An 18,553-nucleotide genomic window follows, 5' to 3' on the forward strand; every position below is an offset into this window, starting at 1 on the left:
AAGAAGGGGATAACATGAAAGAAGTCGTTGTATTAGGTGGTGGATTTGCTGGTCTTCGTGCCTGCAGATTACTAGCTAAAAGCAAATTAGATATTAATATTACTTTAGTTAATAATAATGATTATCATTATGACTCAACAGCATTACATACTGTTTCCGCTGGTACTAGTGCACCAGAGCAAATCACAATGAAAATTGAAAACTGTATTAGCTCTAAAGTTCATTTTATAAAAGATACAGTTAATAATATTGATCATGATAATAAAGTTGTTTCATTGAAAGACAATGGTCAAATTAAATTTGACTATCTATTTAATGCACTAGGCTTTGAATCAGAAACATTTGGCACCCCTGGTGTTGATGAAAATGGATTACAAATTTGGAATATGAAGAGTGGTATTCAAAATATTCAAAAGATTGAAGATAATCTGAAAGAATACCGTAAATCAAAAGATAAAAGTTATCTTTCATTTGCAGTCATTGGTGGTGGTTTCACCGGTATCGAATTATTAGGTGAACTTGCATATCAATTACCAAAATGGGCAAAAGAATGTGATTGTGATACTAATGATTTCACTATTACTTGTATTGCTCCAGGCTGCATTCCAATGTTCGATAAAAAATTAGTCGACTTTGCTTTAGATTACTTACATTCTAAAGGTGTAACCTTTATTATCGATAAAGGTGCTAAAGCTAAGAAGGTTACCGCTGATGGTGTTTATTATGGTGAAGATAATAAATTTGTACCTGCTAAAACAACCTTCTGGACTACCGGAGTTAAAGGTAGCGATGTAATTAAAGAAGCTGGGTACGATCAAAAACGTAATCGAGTAGTTGTTAACGACACTATGGCATTAGATAAATATCCCGATGAATATCTTATCGGTGATGTTTCAGCAGTTATGGATAAAGAAACTAATCGTCCATACCCAACTACTGGTCAAATTTCGATTCAAGAAGCTTCAATTGCAGTTGCTAATTTAAAGGCTCGTTTAAATAATACAAAGAAAGTTCCATTTAGTTATAAATCACTAGGAACTGTTTGTTCATTAGGTCCTACAACTGGAATTGCTGAATTACCTTTAGGTAAGAAAACAATAAAATTAAAAGGACACAAAGTAGCGTTATTAAAACATTTAGTTAGAATGAACACTGCTTTTGAAATTGCTGGCGCTAAGTCCGCAATTCAAAATTAAGGGGGAAAATATAAATAATGTTTGATTTCGCATTAAACGTTCTACCGTTTGCACGTTTTCAATTTGCAATGACAACTATTTTCCATTATTTCTTTATTCCAATGTCTATTGGAATTGGTTTGTCAGTATGTATTATGGAAACAATGTATGCAATCACTAAAAACAAAATTTATCAAACTATGACGAAATTTTGGGGAAGAATTTTTCTACTTGCTTTCGCTGTAGGTGTTGTTACTGGATTAATTCAAGAATTCCAATTTGGGATGAATTGGTCACAATATGCAAGGTTTATGGGTGACATTTTTGGTGCACCACTTGCAATTGAAGCCCTATTAGCATTCTTCCTAGAATCAACATTCCTAGGAGTATGGATGTTCACATGGGACAAATTCAAACCTGCATGGCATGCATTAATGATTTGGTTAGTTTTCCTAGCTTCAACCGCATCTGCTTTATGGATTCTAACCGCTAACTCATTTATGCAACATCCTGTTGGCTATAAATTAGCCTCTTCTGGGCATGTAGAAATGACTAGTTTTAAAGCTTTGCTTACTAATCAACAATTATGGTATGAATTTCCTCACGTTATCTCAAGTTGTATTGTTACTGGTTCATTCATTGTTGCTGGTACTTCTGCTTGGATGATTTTCCGTAAAAAGTCAGTTGGATTTTTCAGAAAGTCGATGCGTCTTGGCTTAGTCCTTGGAATTGTGGGTTGTTTAGGTGCCGTTACTTCTGGTGACTTACAATCAGGTTATCTAATTAAAGATCAACCAATGAAGTTTGCTGCATCTGAAGGTATTTATAATCATACCGAAAATCCTGCTCCTTGGTCTGTGTTCCAATTAACTAATACCAAGGAACATAAAGCATATGGAAAAATTGAAGTTCCATACATGTTAAGTTTCCTTTCTTATCATAAATTTAGCGGATCTGTTGCTGGGATGGATGAAGCTAACCGAGCTTTACACAAGCAATATGATGGTAAATTTGGTAAAAATATGGACTATTCACTTAATGTAAATGTGCTATTCTTTGCATTTAGATTAATGGCTGCTGGCTTTGGTGGTCTAACATTTATTGCACTACTAGGACTATGGTTCTCAAGAAGAAGAAAGAATACGATTATAAAACAAAAGTGGTTAACATTTATCTTATTCTTAGCTACTTTTGCTCCATTCGTTATTAATACTGGTGGTTGGTTATTTACCGAACTTGGTCGTGATCCTTGGGTTGTTTATGGTTTACTACCAATCGCAAAAGCGGTCTCACCAAGTACAAGTACTGCTTCAGTCATCTTTACGATTATTGTTTACTTCTTACTATTCGTAACGCTCGCTAGTTGCATGGTATTCTATGCCAAAAAATCCTTATACAAAGGACCAGAAAGTATCGATAAAACCATCGATTACGATAATGATGATCCATTTTCTAAGGAGGCCTTTAACAAATGAGTTTCTTACAATTTTTATGGTATGCAGTAATTTGTTTCCTATTTATTATGTTTTTAGTCCTCGATGGAGCTGATTTTGGTGCTGGGATGGCAGCTAAGTTATTAGCATTTCGTCCTGCTGAAAGTAATATGATTGTTAGATCAATTAGTCCCCATTGGGATGGAAACGAAGTATTTCTAGTTGCAGCTGGTGGATCAATGTTTGCTACAATGCCATTTTGGTATGCTAGTCTATTCTCTGGATTCTATCTATTATTATTCTTAGTGCTAGTATCATTAATCTTTAGAGGAGTAGCATTTGAATTCAACAATGTTGCTGAAACTCCTAAGGGTAAAAATGCATGGATGTGGGCAACCGCTATTAGTAGTACTACTGCTCCATTCTTACTTGGAATGTTATTTACAGCGATGATTCAACCCGTTCCAATGGATAATCACGGAAATATTTTCGTAGGCTTATTCAACGTTATTAATCCCCTTTCAATTTTAGGTGGCATTGCAGTTACTGCATTATGCTTATATCAAGGACTACATTTCTTTACCCTACATGCAAATGGAATTATGAGATACCGCGCTGCTAGTTTAGCAGGTAACTTATATTGGGCTGCTTATCCTGTCGAAGTATTATTCGCAATTGCATTGTTCTTTGAAACTAATTTCTTCGAAGACCATTTATTAGGAACATTATTATTATTAGTACTAATCGTCTTAACAACTGCTTGGGGACATTTATCAACTGGATTACACAAGGAAGTCCAAGCATACATTGCGAACTCATTAACCATTACGTTTGTAGTTATGTTAATATTTGTTGGCTTATTCCCACATGTATTAATTGCACAAAATCCGGTTAACTCACTATTAATTAAAAACGTTTCTTCTTCTCCACTTACTTTAACTGTAGTTACCATTGTTTTATGTATTTTACTACCAATTCTAACTGCATACTTCATCTGGAGTTATGTAATTCAATGGAAGCGTCATGATTTATCAGAATTCGAAAACACTGACAAAGGTGCCTACTAGAATTCCATATCGGGAGGAATCTTCATATGTTTAATAAAAAATTAATGACAATTCCCGGTATCAAAAAACTAATTATTAAAATTAGCATATTAGCAGTCATTCAAGCATTATCAATTATTGCTGAAGCATGGTTTTTATCAAGAGCTTTAGTTAATGCATGGATGCTTAAAAAAGTAACAGCATCGATTTATCCAATGCTGTTCTTTTTTATTGCTTTCATAATTAGATATTTGATTACTAGAATTGAAAATCAAATCACTGATAATTTTTCAGACAAAGCTAGTAATGATTTAAAAAGAGCTTTATTAGAAAAGACCTTTGAGTTAGGTCCACAATCGGTTGCTAAATTAGGTTCTGGTCAAATCATTACCATTGCACTTGAGGGAATTGATCAAATCAAGAATTATTTAAATCTAATTATTTTGAAAACATTAAATTTGGCAATTATTCCATGGATCATTTTAGTAGCTGTATTCTTCGTAAATGCTTTGTCTGGATTGGTTCTTTTATTAGTATTCCCTATTATAATTTACTTTATGATTATTTTAGGTATCGCTGCTCGTAAAAAATCAGATCAACAATATTTAAACTTTTCTAAAATGTCGAATAACTTTATCAATACGCTTCGTGGCCTAAAAACCTTAAAGTTGTTTGGATTAAGTAAAATTTATGGTAAAAACATTTTTCGGGTTTCTGAAAATTATCGTAAATCTACAATGGAAGTTCTAAAGATAGCCTTATTATCTACTTTTACATTAGACTTTATGACTACCATTTCAATTGCGATTGTAGCTGTAATATTGGGAGTTAGATTAATTAACGGTTCAGTACTACTATTCCCTGCTTTATTCGCATTAATTACTGCTCCTGATTATTTCTTACCATTAAGAGATTATGGTAATGATTATCATGCCACCTTAGATGGTAAAAATGCCCTAGATCATCTAACCAGCATTTTAAATACTACTTCACCAGCAGCTCAAAAACAATTGAATAATTTCAATAGTTGGAATCAACAATCGACGTTAAAAGCTGATCATTTGTCTTTTAAATATGATAAGGAAAATAATCAAGGGGTAAAAGACGTCTCATTTAATCTTACTGGTAATTTAAAAGTTGGGATTGTCGGACAATCTGGTTCCGGTAAGTCTACCATGTTGAACTTGTTAGGTGGCTGGCTACAACCAGAAGATAAAGATAACTTCAAGATTAATGGTGAAAAAACTGATAGTTTAGCACAATTTGCTTGGCAAAAACATCTTAGTTATATTCCACAAAATCCATATTTGTTTTCTGGAACAATTGCTGAAAACATTGCTTTTTACACCCCTAATGCCAGCAAAGATGATATTAAAAAAGCTGCTGAAAGTGCTGGATTATCAGAATTTATTAATTCATTAAAAGATGGTCTTGATACTATTATTGGCCGTGGTGGTCGTGGAGTTTCTGGAGGACAAGCGCAAAGAATTGCATTAGCCAGAGTCCTATTAGATGATAAACGTGAAATTATACTGCTAGATGAGCCTACTGCGCATTTAGATATTGAAACGGAATACGAGTTAAAACAAACGATGTTACCAATTTTTAAAAATCATTTAGTAATCTTCGCTACTCATCGTCTCCACTGGATGAACGAAATGGATTATATTTTAGTAATGGAAAATGGTAAATTAGTTGAACAAGGTAAGCCTAAAGACTTATTGAAACAATCAGGTAAATATCGCCAATTAGTTGATGAAATCGGAGGTGAAAATAATAATGCGTAATTTTTTTAATAAGGATACATGGATTAAACCATATTTAAAAAAGGACAAAAAATTATTGTTCACTGCTTTTAGTCTTGGAATTGTTACAATTATTTGTTCAATTGGACTAATGTTTGTGGCTGGCTATTTAATCAGTCGTTCGGCTACTAGGCCATACAATATTTTAATTGTTTATATTCCAGTCATTTTAGCGCAAGCATTTGGAACTGGTCGTCCAGTATTTCAATATTTAGAACAACTTACATCCCATAACTGGGTGTTAGGAGTAGTTTCTAAACTACGTCAGCGTTTATATATAACTTTAGAAAAAGGGGCTGACTTTGTTGGTGAGCGTTTTAAATTAGGAAATTTACTGGGTGTCTTATCAGATGACTTAGAACATCTAGAAGATCTATATTTAAAAACTATTTTCCCCATTATCACTTCATATGTAACTGGAATTATTATCATTATTTTATTAGGGATTGTTAGTATTCCATACGCATTATTTATGTTTGTTTGCTTTGCAGTCATCCTCTTAGTAATGCCAATCATTTCAGTCATTATTTTTGGTAAAGCTAAAAAATATGAAAAAAATTTAGTCGCTAATAATTATCAAAATTTAACTGATGCTACCTTAGGGGTTACCGATTGGATGATTTCAGGACGTAAAACTGATTTTATTGGCGAAGGCACTAAGAATGATCAAAAATTAGCTAAATCTAGAAATAAGGTTGATCATTTTGAATGGAATCGTGACTTTGCGTTACGTGGCATGATTGGAATTATCATTGTTGGATCGATTATTTGGGGTAATCTTTATCTAAATGATTCTCAATCGATTTCTAATTACATTGCTGCCTTTGTTTTAGGAGTTTTCCCATTATTAGATACATTTATTCCTGTATCACAGGCTATGGAAAACTGGCCGATTTATAAAGAATCAGTCAATCGTTTAAATGGTTTATCTAATAAATTGGATAAAGCAGAAAATAATGATAACGAAGCCAATTTTGATAATAATATTAACAGCATTAGCATGAATGACGTTTCATTTAAATATGCTGATGATAATTCAGCCATTTTAAATAACATTTCTCTGAATGTTAAACAGGGGCAAAAATTAGCAATTATTGGTCCTAGTGGGGTTGGTAAAACAACATTGCTTCAATTATTGCTAGGTAGTATTAATCCAACCAAAGGTGAAGTAAAGTTAAATAATGTTAAGGTCACTACTCTCAAAAATAATCGTTCTAATATTTTTAGTGTTTTAGATCAGAAACCTTTCTTATTCGATACCACCATCATTAATAATGTAATGATTGGTAACGAACAAGCTACTTTTGCAGAAGCTAAGCAAGCATTAGCTGAAGTTGGATTGGCAGATTATATTGAAACTCTGCCAAAACAATATGATACCGATATTGATGAAAGTGGTATTAAATTGTCCGGTGGTCAACGTCAACGTTTAGCCATTGCTAGGATCTTGCTACAAGACAATCCGATTGTTTTGTTAGACGAACCCACTGTTGGATTAGATCCAATCACTGAAAATAATTTGATTAATACTTTGAATCGAGTGTTAAAAAATAAAACCATTATTTGGGTAACTCATCATTTACAAGGATTATCAACCATGGATGAAGTTATTTTCTTACAAAAAGGAACCATCCAAATGGATGGCTCCCCTGATGAGTTATATAAGAATAATGAAAAATACCGTAAACTTTATCAAATGGATCAAGGCATTGAAAATTAATTGAACAACTTATTAACCAATTTTAATAATACTTTTCTAGCATTGTTATTTGGTAATTGATTAATCATTTTTTCAATCGACCGATGATACTCATCCATCTTGGCATGTGTTTTATTCAAAGATCCACTTTCTTTTACAATAACTTTAACTTGAATTAGATCAGCTCTTTTGAGTTGGTCTTTTTTATTTAGAATTGCAAAAAGTTCATCATGATAAACCGTTTGCATTGCATAAATCACCGGTAAAGTATAAACACCATCTAAGATATCATTTAAAATTGGTTTACCGGCTTCTTCTTCAGTGTCTTCAAAGTCAATTAAATCATCACGCAATTGAAAGGCAATCCCAAATTCTGAACCGATTTGTTCAGATAACTGAATAATTTTTTTATCTGCTTTTGAAATAATTGCTCCATTACCAGCTGCTATTTTAAATAAATCTGCAGTTTTGCCTTGCACAGCTGCCAAATATTGTTCTTCAGTTCTTTTAGGATTAAATTTAGTTTCATTCTGACGCAACTCACCATCAATAATTCCTTCAATCCCACTAACATTATATTTAATGTCGCTTTTACTAGGTAGCGTGTCTAATACCAAATGAAAATATTTAACGAATAAATAATCACCTAAATAAATGGAAGTGCGTTCACCAAATTTGTAATTCAAACTAGTAACCCCACGGCGCAAGTCAGACTTATCAATAACATCATCATGAACTAGTGATGCTAAATGAATTAATTCTACTGATGCAGCAACTTTTTCGAAGTAATCATCTTCATCTTTTTGAGTGCCAAATTCAGTAAATAACATCAAAAAAGCAGCTCGCAACATTTTACCACTACCATTAATTAATTCATTAATGCTTTTCTTGAAATCATCGTCATCAATTTGAACTTGCTGTTTCATGATTCTTTCTATATTTTTTAACCTTTTTTCTAATTCAGGCCTTTGCTTCCATAATCGCAGATCCATAAAATACCCCTATTTCAAACTCGTTTATTATATTTCACAATTTTACAACTTTTACAAATTCATATCCAGTAATCATTTATTAAGAATCTAAATTTTAAAGAAATAATAAAGCATTAAGCTAATTGACTATACCTTTATCTAAAAAATAGTTAGAATGTGTATTGTACGATGTATTTTTATACAAAAAATCGAAAAGGAATGATTTAAATGCGAATCGGAGTTACCGCAGATATTATTTTAAGTCAAAATCAAACCTTCAGACAACGTGAAGGCCATTTTGCACAACGCACATTAATGAATTGCCTTTTGGCTAATAATATCACTCCCGTTATTTTGCCAGTTGCTAAACCAGAAATGGCAGCCGACTTATTAGAAACTGTTGACGGAGTGATCTTAACGGGCGGTCCAGATGTATTACCAGCCTTCTATGGTGAAGAACCAATTAAAGAAATTGGCACTACATATGAACCTCGTGATCAATTTGAATTAGCTTTAGTAAAACAGGCTGTTCAAATGAAGAAACCCATTTTGGCTATTTGTCGTGGACTACAAATTGTTAATGTTGCCTTGGGTGGAACTTTATATCAAGATATTGATACACAATTTACACCCAAAGATAATATGAGAATTTTACAACATTCCCAAAAAGCAATTGGATATGCTCCTATTCATCATATTAACATTGATAATGATTCATCATTAGAAAAAACTTTTGGTAAGCGTGCATTTGTTAATTCATTCCATCATGAAGCAGCTAAAGACGTTGCTCCTAGTTTAAAAGTTGTAGCTAGAGCTGATGATGGTATGATTGAAGGCCTTGAAAATGATGATAAATCTATTCAATGTGTTCAATGGCATCCAGAAAATATGTGGGACCACTATAAAGATGAAAATCAATTATTTATAGATTTCTTTAATCGTATTCATACAAAATAAGGAGTGATATTTAATGCCTCACACGAAAAAGAAACTTAGTTTCTTTAGTATTGTACTTTTAGGAATCAATGCAATTATTGGTTCTGGAATATTTTTATTACCTACAGCTGGAATGAAAATATTTGGTCCAGCTAGTATTTTAGTTTTAGTTTTTGATGCATTCTTAGCATTCATGATTGGCCTTTGTTTTGCTGAATGTTCCGGGTTATTTGATGAATCCGGTGGTGCATATATTTATGCTAAACATGCTTTTGGTAATTTTATTGGTTATGAAGTGGGAATTGCTGCTTGGGCCGTTAGAATTATTGCTGAAGCAACTATGTATGTCGCATTTGCAACTGCTTTGGGCGGTTTCTTTCCTGCCTTAAATACATCATTAGCTAAAAATATTATTGTTACAATCATGGCAATTGGCTTAATGATTTTAAACTTATCAGGAATTGAAGCTGCATCAGTTTTCAGTAATATTATTACTGTCGGAAAATTATTACCAATCTTTTTAATAATCATTATTGGTCTCTTCTTTATTCATCCTAGTAATTTTACCCCATTTTTTGTGCCATCATTAACCCATGTATCAAATTTTTCTGATGCTACATTAACAATGTTTTATATTTTTACTGGAGTTGAAGGACTAGTGGTAACTGCTGGTGAAATGAGTAATGTTAAGAAAAATTTACCACGTGCAATTATGGTCGTATTATCAGTGGTAACTATTATTTATATCTTAATTATGGCTGTATGTATTGGTGTGTTAGGAACTAAACTAACACAAACATCAGTTCCATTACAGGCTGCTTTAACTGCTATGATTGGTAAAGTTGGTAGTTACATCGTAGTTGCAGGCTCAGTACTATCAATTGGCGGAATTTGTATTGCATCATCATTCATCACACCACGCTCAACTGAAGCCCTTGCAGATAATGGAATTTTGCCAAAAGCATTCAGTAAGAAAAATAGAAAAAATGCTCCTTATATTTCAATTATTGTAAATGCTATTTTAATTTTAGCTTTATCATATTCAGGAACATTTACTTACTTAGCACAAATTAGTGCCATTTCAAGATTTGCTCAATTTATTCCTACTATTATTGCTGTTATGGTATTTAGAAAGACAATGAAAAATCAGCCTAGAGCCTTTAAATTACCTTTAGGTTACACCATTCCAATCATTGCTTTAGCAATCTCATTATGGTTAATCTTTAATACTAAGGTTAACTTATTAATATTTGGTTTTGGTGCTCTAGTCATTGCATTGCCATTCTACTTCTTAACTCGTGGCTTTCGCAAAAGAAAAATGAATTAAAATAATAAAAAACTCGAACTTTAACAGTTCGAGTTTTTTTATTTAACAGTGATAACAATTGCTCTTACATTAAAGAACAATTCAAATCTCCGGTGCATATATTTAACGGATGCACCCTTTGCTTCAAATTCTTTTTTAAAACGTCTAATCATTCCCGGAGTATTTAACATAAAAATAACTCCACCTGATTTAACAACGCGATTAAGCTCTTCAGATATTGGTTGATAAACTGATTTTTTGCGATCGCTTAATTGATCATCACGCCCATGAATCGCAGTTGCTACATCAAAACTATTATCATCATATGGAATGGCAGTAATATCATGATCTTTCAATTGGACCTTTTCTTTTACATTTTCCAATGTAGAATTCTTTTCTAATCGTTGAATACTATATTGGTAGATGTCTTCAATTCCATACACCTCTTTTAAATGATTATCTTTAGCCATTTTAACTAACGCATAACCAGTTCCAGTTCCTAAATCTAGTCCTTTTTTTGCAGTAGACAAATCATGATTATCCACAAACTGATTAATATAGTTTTTCTTAAAAGTAACCGTTCTAAATAATGTCCAAAGTCCTAATAAGATTAATACTAAAACATATATCATTAATTTATTTTTGTGATCCAAATAAATAGAACCATATAAGCAGAATGCTGCAATAAAAGATAACGCAATTATATATGGTTCATCGGTTTTATAACGATACCAATGTCTTATCCAATTTATAATTTTATTCATTATAATTATGTATCCTTTCGAATCTATTTTATAACCTAATGATAACAAATATAGACCTTTTTGCTAAAAATTTAAATACATTTGCATAATTTCATTGTAAAACAAAAAGAAGTTTATATTAATATAAACTTCTTTTGAAATATCTTTTATTCAGCTTCTAATTCCGATTGAACCAACCATTTATGATTTTTAATGTTCATTCCAGTTTGTTTATCTTTAAAGTTTACAGTGTAAGCAGGTCCCTTATTTGTAGAAACAATCTTACCTTTGGCACCTTTCATCCCATACATATGGTCAGCTTTGACAGTCACTGATTCGCCAGCTTTTAATGCGCCCTTAGCACTTAATTCACTAGCAACTACCCATTTATGATTTTTAACTTCTTTACCACCATTAGTAGGCTTAAAATCTATTTTATATAATTTAGTCTTATAAACACCCGCTACCGTTGCTTTAGCATTCTTCATGCCCTTCATATGATCAGCTTTTAAGATAACCTTTTCACCTACATGAAATTTAGCATGTGTATCTTTTTTAAGTCCTTTAGGCATAGCTGAATTCATATTCATAACTAATCCATCCATTTTCATCATGTGCATAGATTTATTTTTACCTTTATTATGCATCATTTTCATTGATGATTTATCAGCGTGATGCATATTATTCATTGATGCATTAGCACTTACTCCGCCAAATAAAGATAATGACAATGCTGCCATTGAAGTTGTAGCCAATAATTTTGATGCTTTCATTATAAAGACTCCCTAAAAATATATTTGGTAAGATATAGTCTTACTTGATATCAAACTGTAGCATATAAATTTCAAATTTACTTAATATTTGCTTAACAATCATTTGAAATGTTTATTAATAGAAATCATTAATGGTTTACGTTACAATGTAAACAAAATAATAAGAAAAAAGGAGCTTTTTGATGAACATTAAAAAAGGTATGGTAACCATGCTAGCTGGTTTAACATTAGCTTCACTTCCATTAACTACTGCTAGTGCTAGTGGTTTACCTAATAAAAATGCTAATTATTGGAATCAAACAAGATATGTAAAAGTTACTAAAAAGATTGCTGCTACTGAAAGACAAGTAAAGAATAACTCAATTCAACCAAAAGCAGTTAAAAAAATGAATGTCAAAAAAGGTACTGTTCTAGCTGTTAGTCGTATTAAAAATAACCATGGTGAATGGATTTTACAAGGTCTAAAGAGCAGTAAAAATGCTATCTGGACTACAAATCAAAAGAATACTAGTTGGATGGGTAAATATACTCAACCTAAAGCTATGAATCCTAAGAATGATCAATCTAAATTAGTAACTCTAACTAAAAAAATAAATATTACTGAAAAAGCAACTAAGAATCATCAAATTCAAAATAAAACATTGAAAAAAGCGACACTGAAGAAGGGATCAATTGTTTACGTAAAAAGTTTTGGTGGTAATGAATGGCTAGTTTATGGACGTTACATGCCTAAAACTAGTAAAAATGGTGCTTGGATAACTAACAATAAAGGTACTAAATGGATGAAAAACTATGTTCCTAAACAAGCACAAAGTAAGTTAGTTAATTTAACTAAAAATATTAACATTGTTGAAAAAGGTGTTAAAAACAATACCATTCAAAACAATATCATTAGTAAAAATAAACTTAAATCTGGCATGTTAGTATCAGTAAAGCCATTAAGTATTTATAATGATGAATGGTTAGTTTACGGAAATAATATGCCTAAGGGTAAAGATAACGGTGTTTGGGTAACTTATACCAAAGGTCAAAAATGGATGCAAGAACCAAAAACTGTTAAGTCTAATTACCAAACTGTAAATAGTAGTGAAATTGGTAACGATTATACTGATGCATATCTATCTAGTTCTTTATCTGGTAATGATCAACAAGTAATTGCTCAAGCTGGACAAAAGATTCAAGCTAAAAAAATCGACGATAATACTGAAGCAATCAAAGTTAATGATAAAGAATATTCACTTAAAGTAAAAGATAATCAATTTGCTACTCAAAATAATGTATACACGTTCCAAAATGGTAATGTTGGTTCATTTTATGCACCAGATGACTCTAATGCCGTGGTTACAAAGGATTATCAACCTAAGGACAATAGTCAATGGCGTCAAATCCTACCAAATAATCAAATGAAGATTTTCTCATACTCAGCTCAAAAGAACGGTTGGATTGATATGGGAACATTTAATACTAAACAATAATTATAAAAAAAATTATAAAAAATAAGGACCTGCAATTATGCAGGTCCTTATTTTTTTATTCAGCTTCACCAATAGCTCCAGCAATATCATCTTTAGAAAAATCATGTTTCATAAATGCTTCATTATTAACTGGTAATTGTTGTTCTAATTGATCCAACACTTGTGCTGAAACTTCACCATTATTAGTGGAAAAGTCTAATAAATGACCACCCATCGATAAATCATCAGCAATAAAATGTAGATGAAAACCACCTACTGCTGAACCGTTAAATAATTGTGGTGAATAGTATCCCATAACTGTTCCAGTCACATTTTGATCACTAAATTCATGTTGTTTATGAGCACAACTCACTAAATTAGGATATGGTTTTGCTTGTCTATTAATTGATCTAGTTTTAATCTCATCAAAAGTTCCATGAAGCTTAATTGAGAAAAAAGTATTTTGCCAATCTTTCATCTCCATAACCTTTTCTTCCAACTTTTCAGGCGTCATTGTAGATTCAATATCAAATAACTTTTTATAATCAGCAAAATGCACATCAGCAAATGGAACCGTAAAATCACCATCTAATTGATTAACGTTTCCGTCCCCGTCAATTTGATATGGTACACCTTCTTTAACAACTAATTCGCCATCGAGACCATCTCCTGTCCCAATTCCAGTATCTCCATGTTTTAAAAGTTCACTTAATTTTAAAGTTCCGTCAAATAATCCAGGAACTAATAATGCTAAAGTTCCATATTGGTATAGTGTATTTTTTTTAGCCATATTAAAAACTTCTTCCTATAATTACATTATTAATAAGTTGTATTAAATATGATAATAAAAAAGACTCCACCACTTTGGGTGGAATCTCTTAAAATATTATTTTAATAGCTTTAAGCTTTCACGATTGAAATCTTCCAAGTCATCAGGAGTACGACTTGTAACTAATTTATGCTTGCTATCAACAACAACTGGTGCATTCAAGACTTCAGCTCCAGCATAGAATAAATCATATCTGATAGTTGTGTAAGCTGTTAACTTCAATTCATTAGTTAATCCTGTTTGAATAAAGAATTGAGGTCCATGACAAATAGCAAATACTGGTTTATTTGCCATTAAGAATTCTTTAACAAAATTAACATAACGAGTATCCACACGCAAAGCATCAGGAGATCCACCACCTGGTAGTAATAGAGCATCATACTTGTCAAAATCAGCATCATCAATTGAAACATCAACAGTTTGAACATCACCATGTTCACCGTGAATTTCATTGCCAGCTTTTGCTTCAACGATGTCTACATCGTGACCGGCATCTTCCAAAGCCTTTTTAGGTGAAGTTAATTCTGAATCTTCATATCCACTTGTAACAACAGCAGCAATCTTACTCATATTAAAATTCCTCCTATATTCCTGTAATCATCTACATGCTACATAATAATTCATGATGAGACAAGTAAAAGAACTTATTCAAAGTAAATAATTGATATCAGCTTAGAAAGTCTACTATAATAATGTTATAAAATATACGGAGGATCTTAAATAATGAAAAAATTATTAAAAATTATATTGGCAACTTTTGCTTGTCTACTTATTTTAAGTGCATGTGGTAAACAACAGCAATCAGATGAAAATAAAAAACCACTTAAAGTACCATCATTATCTAGTGCTTTTGATACAAGTGGTATTTCACTCCAAAAATATGACAATATAAAAGTATCTACCAATCAATTAAAGGGTGGCAGTTCTAAAGATAATCTTATGAAGAGTTTAGGAAAGCCTTATCATACTTCAGATACTAAATTAACTAATAACCAAAATGCTAAAGAATACACTTGGCACTTAGGGAATGATGCAAAAATAAAATATATTTTTGCAATTGTTTATAAAGATAAGATATTAAGCAAAGGTTATCAACAAAATACATCATCTAAATTAGTTAAAAAACAAACTATTAACGATTTAAAGAAGGGAACTTCATATAATGAGGTTATAAATAAATTAGGCAGCCCTCTTGCTGAACAAATATCAGATGGGGTTCAATTCTTAACTTATCAAAATGACCAAAATGGAAATGCCGTGAACTTAACCTTTAAAAATAATAATTTAGATAATAAGAAATTTACAAAACTAAATGGATAATAAGCAAAAAGCCACTTTTATAAAGTGGCTTTTTAAATATCAATATATTTATCAAGTTGTAGCGATTGAAGCTCTTCAAATAACTCATCAGTACTCATTTTATTCAAAGTTGTCATAAATTCATCATCATAATTATCCATTAAGTCATCAAAATATTTTTTGACTTGTTTAGGATCCATATTACGATATAGTCTAACTTTATCTTCTGGTTTTCTTAAATCATAATGATAATTAGTGTAAAATTTTTTTATGTACCATGCACCTTTGATTTTAGCTTGATATGTTTTAATTCTTTCGTCTGTCCAATACATGAAATTCACCTTCTTTGAATACATTATATATAAAAATACTCAGAAAGTGAAAGATAAAACAAAAAGGGAACCTAAAATTTATTATTCTAGGTTCCCTTTGATTATTTTTGTCCACGACTATAAGAATCATTAAACGCCTTAAAGTTTTTATCATGTAAATACTTAGCAGCATCTGATAACCAGTTAGTATTACGTAACAATGCGCGCCCTTCCATGATTAAGTCAGCTTGATTATTTTGTAAAATATATTCACATAAACCAGGATTATCTAAAAGTCCCACTGTAGAAACTGGAATTTTAACAGCCTGCTTCATCTCAGTTGCAAATTTAGTCTGATATCCATCATGAACTGAAAAATCAGGACTAGCATCAGTTAACCCACCAGTTGATGCATCAATTAAGTCAATTCCTGATGACTCTAACCAACGACCAATTTGTTGCCAATCAGACATTTCGTTTTGAGTACCTGTTGTATCATAATCACTCAATGACAATCTAATCCAAATTGGTCCATTATAATTAGCTTTAACAGCTTCAACAACTTCGCGAACAATGCGGTAACGTTTTTCTAAACTGCCACCATATTCATCATTACGTTTATTTGAAACAGCCGATAAGAACTGATGTAATAGATATCCATGCGCTCCATGAATTTCAACCATATCAGCATCTGCGTTGGCTGCTCTTTTAGCTGCTTTGCCAAAATTATCAACAATTTGTTTAATTTGATCAATTGTTAATGCGTTCGGTGTTCGATAGTTACTACTAAATTCAAATGAACTAGGTGCAACTGGCATATCAGCATCGCTAGCTTTACGCCCCGCATGATTCAATTGCACCCCAATTTTACTACCTAAATAGTGAATCGAATCAACTAATGATTTAAGTTTATCCGCTTGTTGATCATTCCATAATCCCAAATCATTTTTAGTAATACGTCCGTCAGGCTCTACCGCTGTGGATTCTGTAATAATTAAGCCCACTTGGCTAATGGCACGCATCCCATAATGGGAAAAATGAAATGGGGTTAAAATCCCATCTTCATTCTTAACCTCATACATACACATTGGTGACATAACAACTTTATTTTTTAAATCTAAGCCACCAATATTAGCTTTCGATAATAATAAAGACATATTAGTTTTGCTCCTTCTTATTGCTTACTTAATGTTAGTAACATTAGCATGTTAATTTTTAGATGTAAAATAAAAACACTCAGTAAATGAGTGCTAAGATAATGCGTTCATCGCATTAGTAAAACAATGCATTGAACAATTAATTTCGCCTTTAATGATTTTAATTTTATAATCAACATATTCTTGATCAACATCATTTTCAGCTTGTTTTAAATAATTGGTCAAGTTATCAATATCTGAAATAACATTACTTCGTTCATTCTTATTATCAAAAGCATTTAATAAATGCGAACGTGTCCTTTTTAGGTTTAATAATGTTTGATTAATCTTATTATTTTCCATGAAAATACTCCTATTTAATCTCCATCATTCTTAATTGACTTTAAATTTTTTCTAACCAGAAATAAATTAATTGCTGCTAAAACTGTTGTTGCAATAAACACGCCTCGATAACCACCAATTAAAACTACTGCTGATCCAATCATCGGGCCTGAAACATTGCCTGCAGCTTGAAAACTTTGATTCCAGCTAAAAACCTGACTGATTCTTTCTTTTGGACTATATTTAGCTAACATCGCCTGAACTGTTGGTAATAATGCTGCATCTGAAATTCCTATTAAGAACCTAGTAATTCCTAATTGCCAAACATTTTGCACAAAACTGGTTAAAAAGAAAATTAAAATAGAAAATAAGATTCCAAATTTTAGGATTTGATGAGAACCAATTCGATCACCTAGTTTACCAAAGAATGGCGCAATCGATATCATTGCCACCCCATTTAAAGCTTGAATGATACCAGCTACCAGCGCAATATTTGTTGAGTTAGGATCCAGCTGTTTTACATATAGACTAAGAATTGGTGAAATCGAATTATTAGTTGCCTGAATAAATAATGTCGTTAAAAACATCCCAAACAAAATTTGAGCTGTGGGAATACCCGTTAAGAAATGTGGTTGCTTTTCACCTTTTTCATGAACAACTGGCATAAAGTTTTCATGTACAAAAAAGATACTTAGGAAAAATGCAATCAACATTGCAATTCCCGTGATTAAAAAGGTATAACGATACCCAAATAAATCAGCTATCAAACCACCTACCATTGGACCAATCAATGTCCCGGATACATTTCCAGTCGATAATTTACCAGAGGCATGCCCAATTTTATTTTTTGGAGTTTCAGCAGCTACTAACGCATTAGCATTACTAATAAATCCAGAGAAAACTCCTTGTAGTAACCGCAAGATAATCAATTGCCAAGCACTTGTTACTAAGCTCATGCTACCAATCACAACTGCCATCCCAAATGAAGCCCTTAATAGCATTGGCTTTCTTCCATATTTATCAGCTAGATATCCCCAAAGTGGTGATACAATCATTTTAATAATAAATGGTGCAGCAAATGCTAAGCCACTATAGATTGAAGTTTCGGTGGCGTTATAGTGACCTAATTGGCCAATAAATAATGCAATAAAAGGACTAATACAACTAAATCCAATTCCGGCTATAAAGGTTCCAAACCATAAAACATTTAAGTTTTGTTTCCAATTAACAGTTTTCGAACCCAATGTGACACTCATCTCCTTTATTTTTATCATACTCATAAATAAAGAATTATA

General features: G+C 31.9%; 18 protein-coding genes. 9 read left to right on the forward strand and 9 right to left on the reverse strand.

Going from position 1 to position 18,553, the window contains the following annotated elements; translation table 11 throughout:
* The first annotated feature begins 14 nt into the window (after positions 1 to 14).
* Genes C7N44_RS04360 through cydC form a run of 5 tightly spaced genes read left to right on the forward strand, consistent with a single transcriptional unit; the run spans position 15 to position 7,179 of the window.
* Positions 15 to 1,196 carry an NAD(P)/FAD-dependent oxidoreductase gene (locus C7N44_RS04360; RefSeq protein ID WP_105956694.1) on the forward strand — a complete coding sequence of 394 codons (1,182 nt, stop codon included), beginning with the start codon at positions 15 to 17 and terminating at the stop codon, positions 1,194 to 1,196.
* A gap of 17 nt (positions 1,197 to 1,213) precedes the next feature.
* Positions 1,214 to 2,650 (forward strand): cytochrome ubiquinol oxidase subunit I, encoded by a 1,437-nt coding sequence (locus C7N44_RS04365; RefSeq protein ID WP_105956695.1) that lies wholly within the window; start codon positions 1,214 to 1,216, stop codon positions 2,648 to 2,650.
* A complete protein-coding gene (cydB, locus tag C7N44_RS04370; RefSeq protein WP_105956696.1) occupies positions 2,647 to 3,675 on the forward strand; it encodes a cytochrome d ubiquinol oxidase subunit II in 1,029 nt (342 codons plus the stop codon). The genes C7N44_RS04365 and cydB overlap by 4 nt, the downstream gene beginning before the upstream one ends.
* A gap of 26 nt (positions 3,676 to 3,701) precedes the next feature.
* A complete protein-coding gene (gene cydD, locus C7N44_RS04375) occupies positions 3,702 to 5,441 on the forward strand; it encodes a thiol reductant ABC exporter subunit CydD (RefSeq protein ID WP_105956697.1) in 1,740 nt (579 codons plus the stop codon).
* Positions 5,434 to 7,179, forward strand: coding sequence for a thiol reductant ABC exporter subunit CydC (cydC, locus tag C7N44_RS04380; RefSeq protein WP_105956698.1), 1,746 nt, complete (start codon positions 5,434 to 5,436; stop codon positions 7,177 to 7,179). The genes cydD and cydC overlap by 8 nt, the downstream gene beginning before the upstream one ends.
* Here cydC and C7N44_RS04385 read toward each other — a convergent pair.
* Positions 7,176 to 8,150: a polyprenyl synthetase family protein gene (locus tag C7N44_RS04385; protein ID WP_105956699.1), complete on the reverse strand. Its 975-nt coding sequence runs from the start codon at positions 8,148 to 8,150 to the stop codon at positions 7,176 to 7,178. The two genes, cydC and C7N44_RS04385, sit on opposite strands and share 4 nt — an antisense overlap.
* A 207-nt stretch (positions 8,151 to 8,357) precedes the next feature.
* Between C7N44_RS04385 and C7N44_RS04390 the strand changes: the two genes are divergently transcribed.
* On the forward strand, positions 8,358 to 9,086 hold the full coding sequence (locus tag C7N44_RS04390; protein WP_105956700.1) for a gamma-glutamyl-gamma-aminobutyrate hydrolase family protein: 729 nt from the start codon (positions 8,358 to 8,360) through the stop codon (positions 9,084 to 9,086).
* 13 nt (positions 9,087 to 9,099) lie between these two features.
* A complete protein-coding gene (locus tag C7N44_RS04395; protein WP_105956701.1) occupies positions 9,100 to 10,392 on the forward strand; it encodes an APC family permease in 1,293 nt (430 codons plus the stop codon).
* A 38-nt stretch (positions 10,393 to 10,430) separates the two neighbouring features.
* Here the strand turns inward: C7N44_RS04395 and C7N44_RS04400 are convergent, their stop codons facing one another.
* Positions 10,431 to 11,135 carry a class I SAM-dependent methyltransferase gene (locus tag C7N44_RS04400; protein ID WP_105956702.1) on the reverse strand — a complete coding sequence of 235 codons (705 nt, stop codon included), beginning with the start codon at positions 11,133 to 11,135 and terminating at the stop codon, positions 10,431 to 10,433.
* A 146-nt stretch (positions 11,136 to 11,281) separates the two neighbouring features.
* Entirely contained in the window at positions 11,282 to 11,887 is a 606-nt protein-coding gene (locus tag C7N44_RS04405; RefSeq protein WP_225362944.1) for a YdhK family protein, read from the reverse strand.
* 182 nt (positions 11,888 to 12,069) lie between these two features.
* On the opposite strand from C7N44_RS04405, the gene C7N44_RS04410 reads away from it, so the two are divergent.
* Positions 12,070 to 13,362 (forward strand): hypothetical protein, encoded by a 1,293-nt coding sequence (locus C7N44_RS04410; RefSeq protein WP_105956703.1) that lies wholly within the window; start codon positions 12,070 to 12,072, stop codon positions 13,360 to 13,362.
* Positions 13,363 to 13,417: 55 nt separating this feature from the next.
* On the opposite strand, the gene budA is transcribed toward C7N44_RS04410, so the two are convergent.
* Together budA and C7N44_RS04420 are read right to left on the reverse strand one after the other, a co-directional pair.
* Complete coding sequence (gene budA / locus C7N44_RS04415; protein WP_105956704.1) at positions 13,418 to 14,131, reverse strand: acetolactate decarboxylase; 714 nt, start codon at positions 14,129 to 14,131, stop codon at positions 13,418 to 13,420.
* Positions 14,132 to 14,227: 96 nt separating this feature from the next.
* Positions 14,228 to 14,740, reverse strand: a complete 513-nt coding sequence (locus C7N44_RS04420; protein WP_105956705.1) for a DJ-1/PfpI/YhbO family deglycase/protease — start codon at positions 14,738 to 14,740, stop codon at positions 14,228 to 14,230.
* Positions 14,741 to 14,893: 153 nt separating this feature from the next.
* Between C7N44_RS04420 and C7N44_RS04425 the strand changes: the two genes are divergently transcribed.
* A complete protein-coding gene (locus C7N44_RS04425) occupies positions 14,894 to 15,490 on the forward strand; it encodes a DUF3862 domain-containing protein (RefSeq protein ID WP_105956706.1) in 597 nt (198 codons plus the stop codon).
* A gap of 32 nt (positions 15,491 to 15,522) precedes the next feature.
* On the opposite strand, the gene C7N44_RS04430 is transcribed toward C7N44_RS04425, so the two are convergent.
* The 4 genes from C7N44_RS04430 to C7N44_RS04445 all read right to left on the reverse strand — a co-directional run bounded on the left by C7N44_RS04430 (position 15,523) and on the right by C7N44_RS04445 (position 18,532).
* Positions 15,523 to 15,801 carry a hypothetical protein gene (locus C7N44_RS04430; RefSeq protein WP_105956707.1) on the reverse strand — a complete coding sequence of 93 codons (279 nt, stop codon included), beginning with the start codon at positions 15,799 to 15,801 and terminating at the stop codon, positions 15,523 to 15,525.
* A 101-nt stretch (positions 15,802 to 15,902) separates the two neighbouring features.
* On the reverse strand, positions 15,903 to 16,937 hold the full coding sequence (locus C7N44_RS04435) for an oxidoreductase (protein WP_105956708.1): 1,035 nt from the start codon (positions 16,935 to 16,937) through the stop codon (positions 15,903 to 15,905).
* Between the two features lie 93 nt (positions 16,938 to 17,030).
* Positions 17,031 to 17,279, reverse strand: a complete 249-nt coding sequence (locus C7N44_RS04440) for a hypothetical protein (RefSeq protein ID WP_105956709.1) — start codon at positions 17,277 to 17,279, stop codon at positions 17,031 to 17,033.
* Between the two features lie 14 nt (positions 17,280 to 17,293).
* On the reverse strand, positions 17,294 to 18,532 hold the full coding sequence (locus tag C7N44_RS04445) for a multidrug efflux MFS transporter (protein WP_404799037.1): 1,239 nt from the start codon (positions 18,530 to 18,532) through the stop codon (positions 17,294 to 17,296).
* Between the last annotated feature and the right edge of the window lie 21 nt (positions 18,533 to 18,553).

This window comes from Apilactobacillus quenuiae, from assembly GCF_002994005.1.
GTDB lineage: Bacteria > Bacillota > Bacilli > Lactobacillales > Lactobacillaceae > Apilactobacillus > Apilactobacillus quenuiae.

Bases quoted from the DNA above. Each gene is read 5' to 3' on its own strand.
- C7N44_RS04360 (WP_105956694.1), top strand. From the start codon at position 15: ATGAAAGAAGTCGTTGTATTAGGTGGTGGATTTGCTGGTCTTCGTGCC.
- C7N44_RS04365 (WP_105956695.1), top strand. From the start codon at position 1,214: ATGTTTGATTTCGCATTAAACGTTCTACCGTTTGCACGTTTTCAATTT.
- cydB (WP_105956696.1), top strand. From the start codon at position 2,647: ATGAGTTTCTTACAATTTTTATGGTATGCAGTAATTTGTTTCCTATTT.
- cydD (WP_105956697.1), top strand. From the start codon at position 3,702: ATGTTTAATAAAAAATTAATGACAATTCCCGGTATCAAAAAACTAATT.
- cydC (WP_105956698.1), top strand. From the start codon at position 5,434: ATGCGTAATTTTTTTAATAAGGATACATGGATTAAACCATATTTAAAA.
- C7N44_RS04385 (WP_105956699.1), bottom strand. From the start codon at position 8,150: ATGGATCTGCGATTATGGAAGCAAAGGCCTGAATTAGAAAAAAGGTTA.
- C7N44_RS04390 (WP_105956700.1), top strand. From the start codon at position 8,358: ATGCGAATCGGAGTTACCGCAGATATTATTTTAAGTCAAAATCAAACC.
- C7N44_RS04395 (WP_105956701.1), top strand. From the start codon at position 9,100: ATGCCTCACACGAAAAAGAAACTTAGTTTCTTTAGTATTGTACTTTTA.
- C7N44_RS04400 (WP_105956702.1), bottom strand. From the start codon at position 11,135: ATGAATAAAATTATAAATTGGATAAGACATTGGTATCGTTATAAAACC.
- C7N44_RS04405 (WP_225362944.1), bottom strand. From the start codon at position 11,887: ATGAAAGCATCAAAATTATTGGCTACAACTTCAATGGCAGCATTGTCA.
- C7N44_RS04410 (WP_105956703.1), top strand. From the start codon at position 12,070: ATGAACATTAAAAAAGGTATGGTAACCATGCTAGCTGGTTTAACATTA.
- budA (WP_105956704.1), bottom strand. From the start codon at position 14,131: ATGGCTAAAAAAAATACACTATACCAATATGGAACTTTAGCATTATTA.
- C7N44_RS04420 (WP_105956705.1), bottom strand. From the start codon at position 14,740: ATGAGTAAGATTGCTGCTGTTGTTACAAGTGGATATGAAGATTCAGAA.
- C7N44_RS04425 (WP_105956706.1), top strand. From the start codon at position 14,894: ATGAAAAAATTATTAAAAATTATATTGGCAACTTTTGCTTGTCTACTT.
- C7N44_RS04430 (WP_105956707.1), bottom strand. From the start codon at position 15,801: ATGTATTGGACAGACGAAAGAATTAAAACATATCAAGCTAAAATCAAA.
- C7N44_RS04435 (WP_105956708.1), bottom strand. From the start codon at position 16,937: ATGTCTTTATTATTATCGAAAGCTAATATTGGTGGCTTAGATTTAAAA.
- C7N44_RS04440 (WP_105956709.1), bottom strand. From the start codon at position 17,279: ATGGAAAATAATAAGATTAATCAAACATTATTAAACCTAAAAAGGACA.
- C7N44_RS04445 (WP_404799037.1), bottom strand. From the start codon at position 18,532: ATGATAAAAATAAAGGAGATGAGTGTCACATTGGGTTCGAAAACTGTT.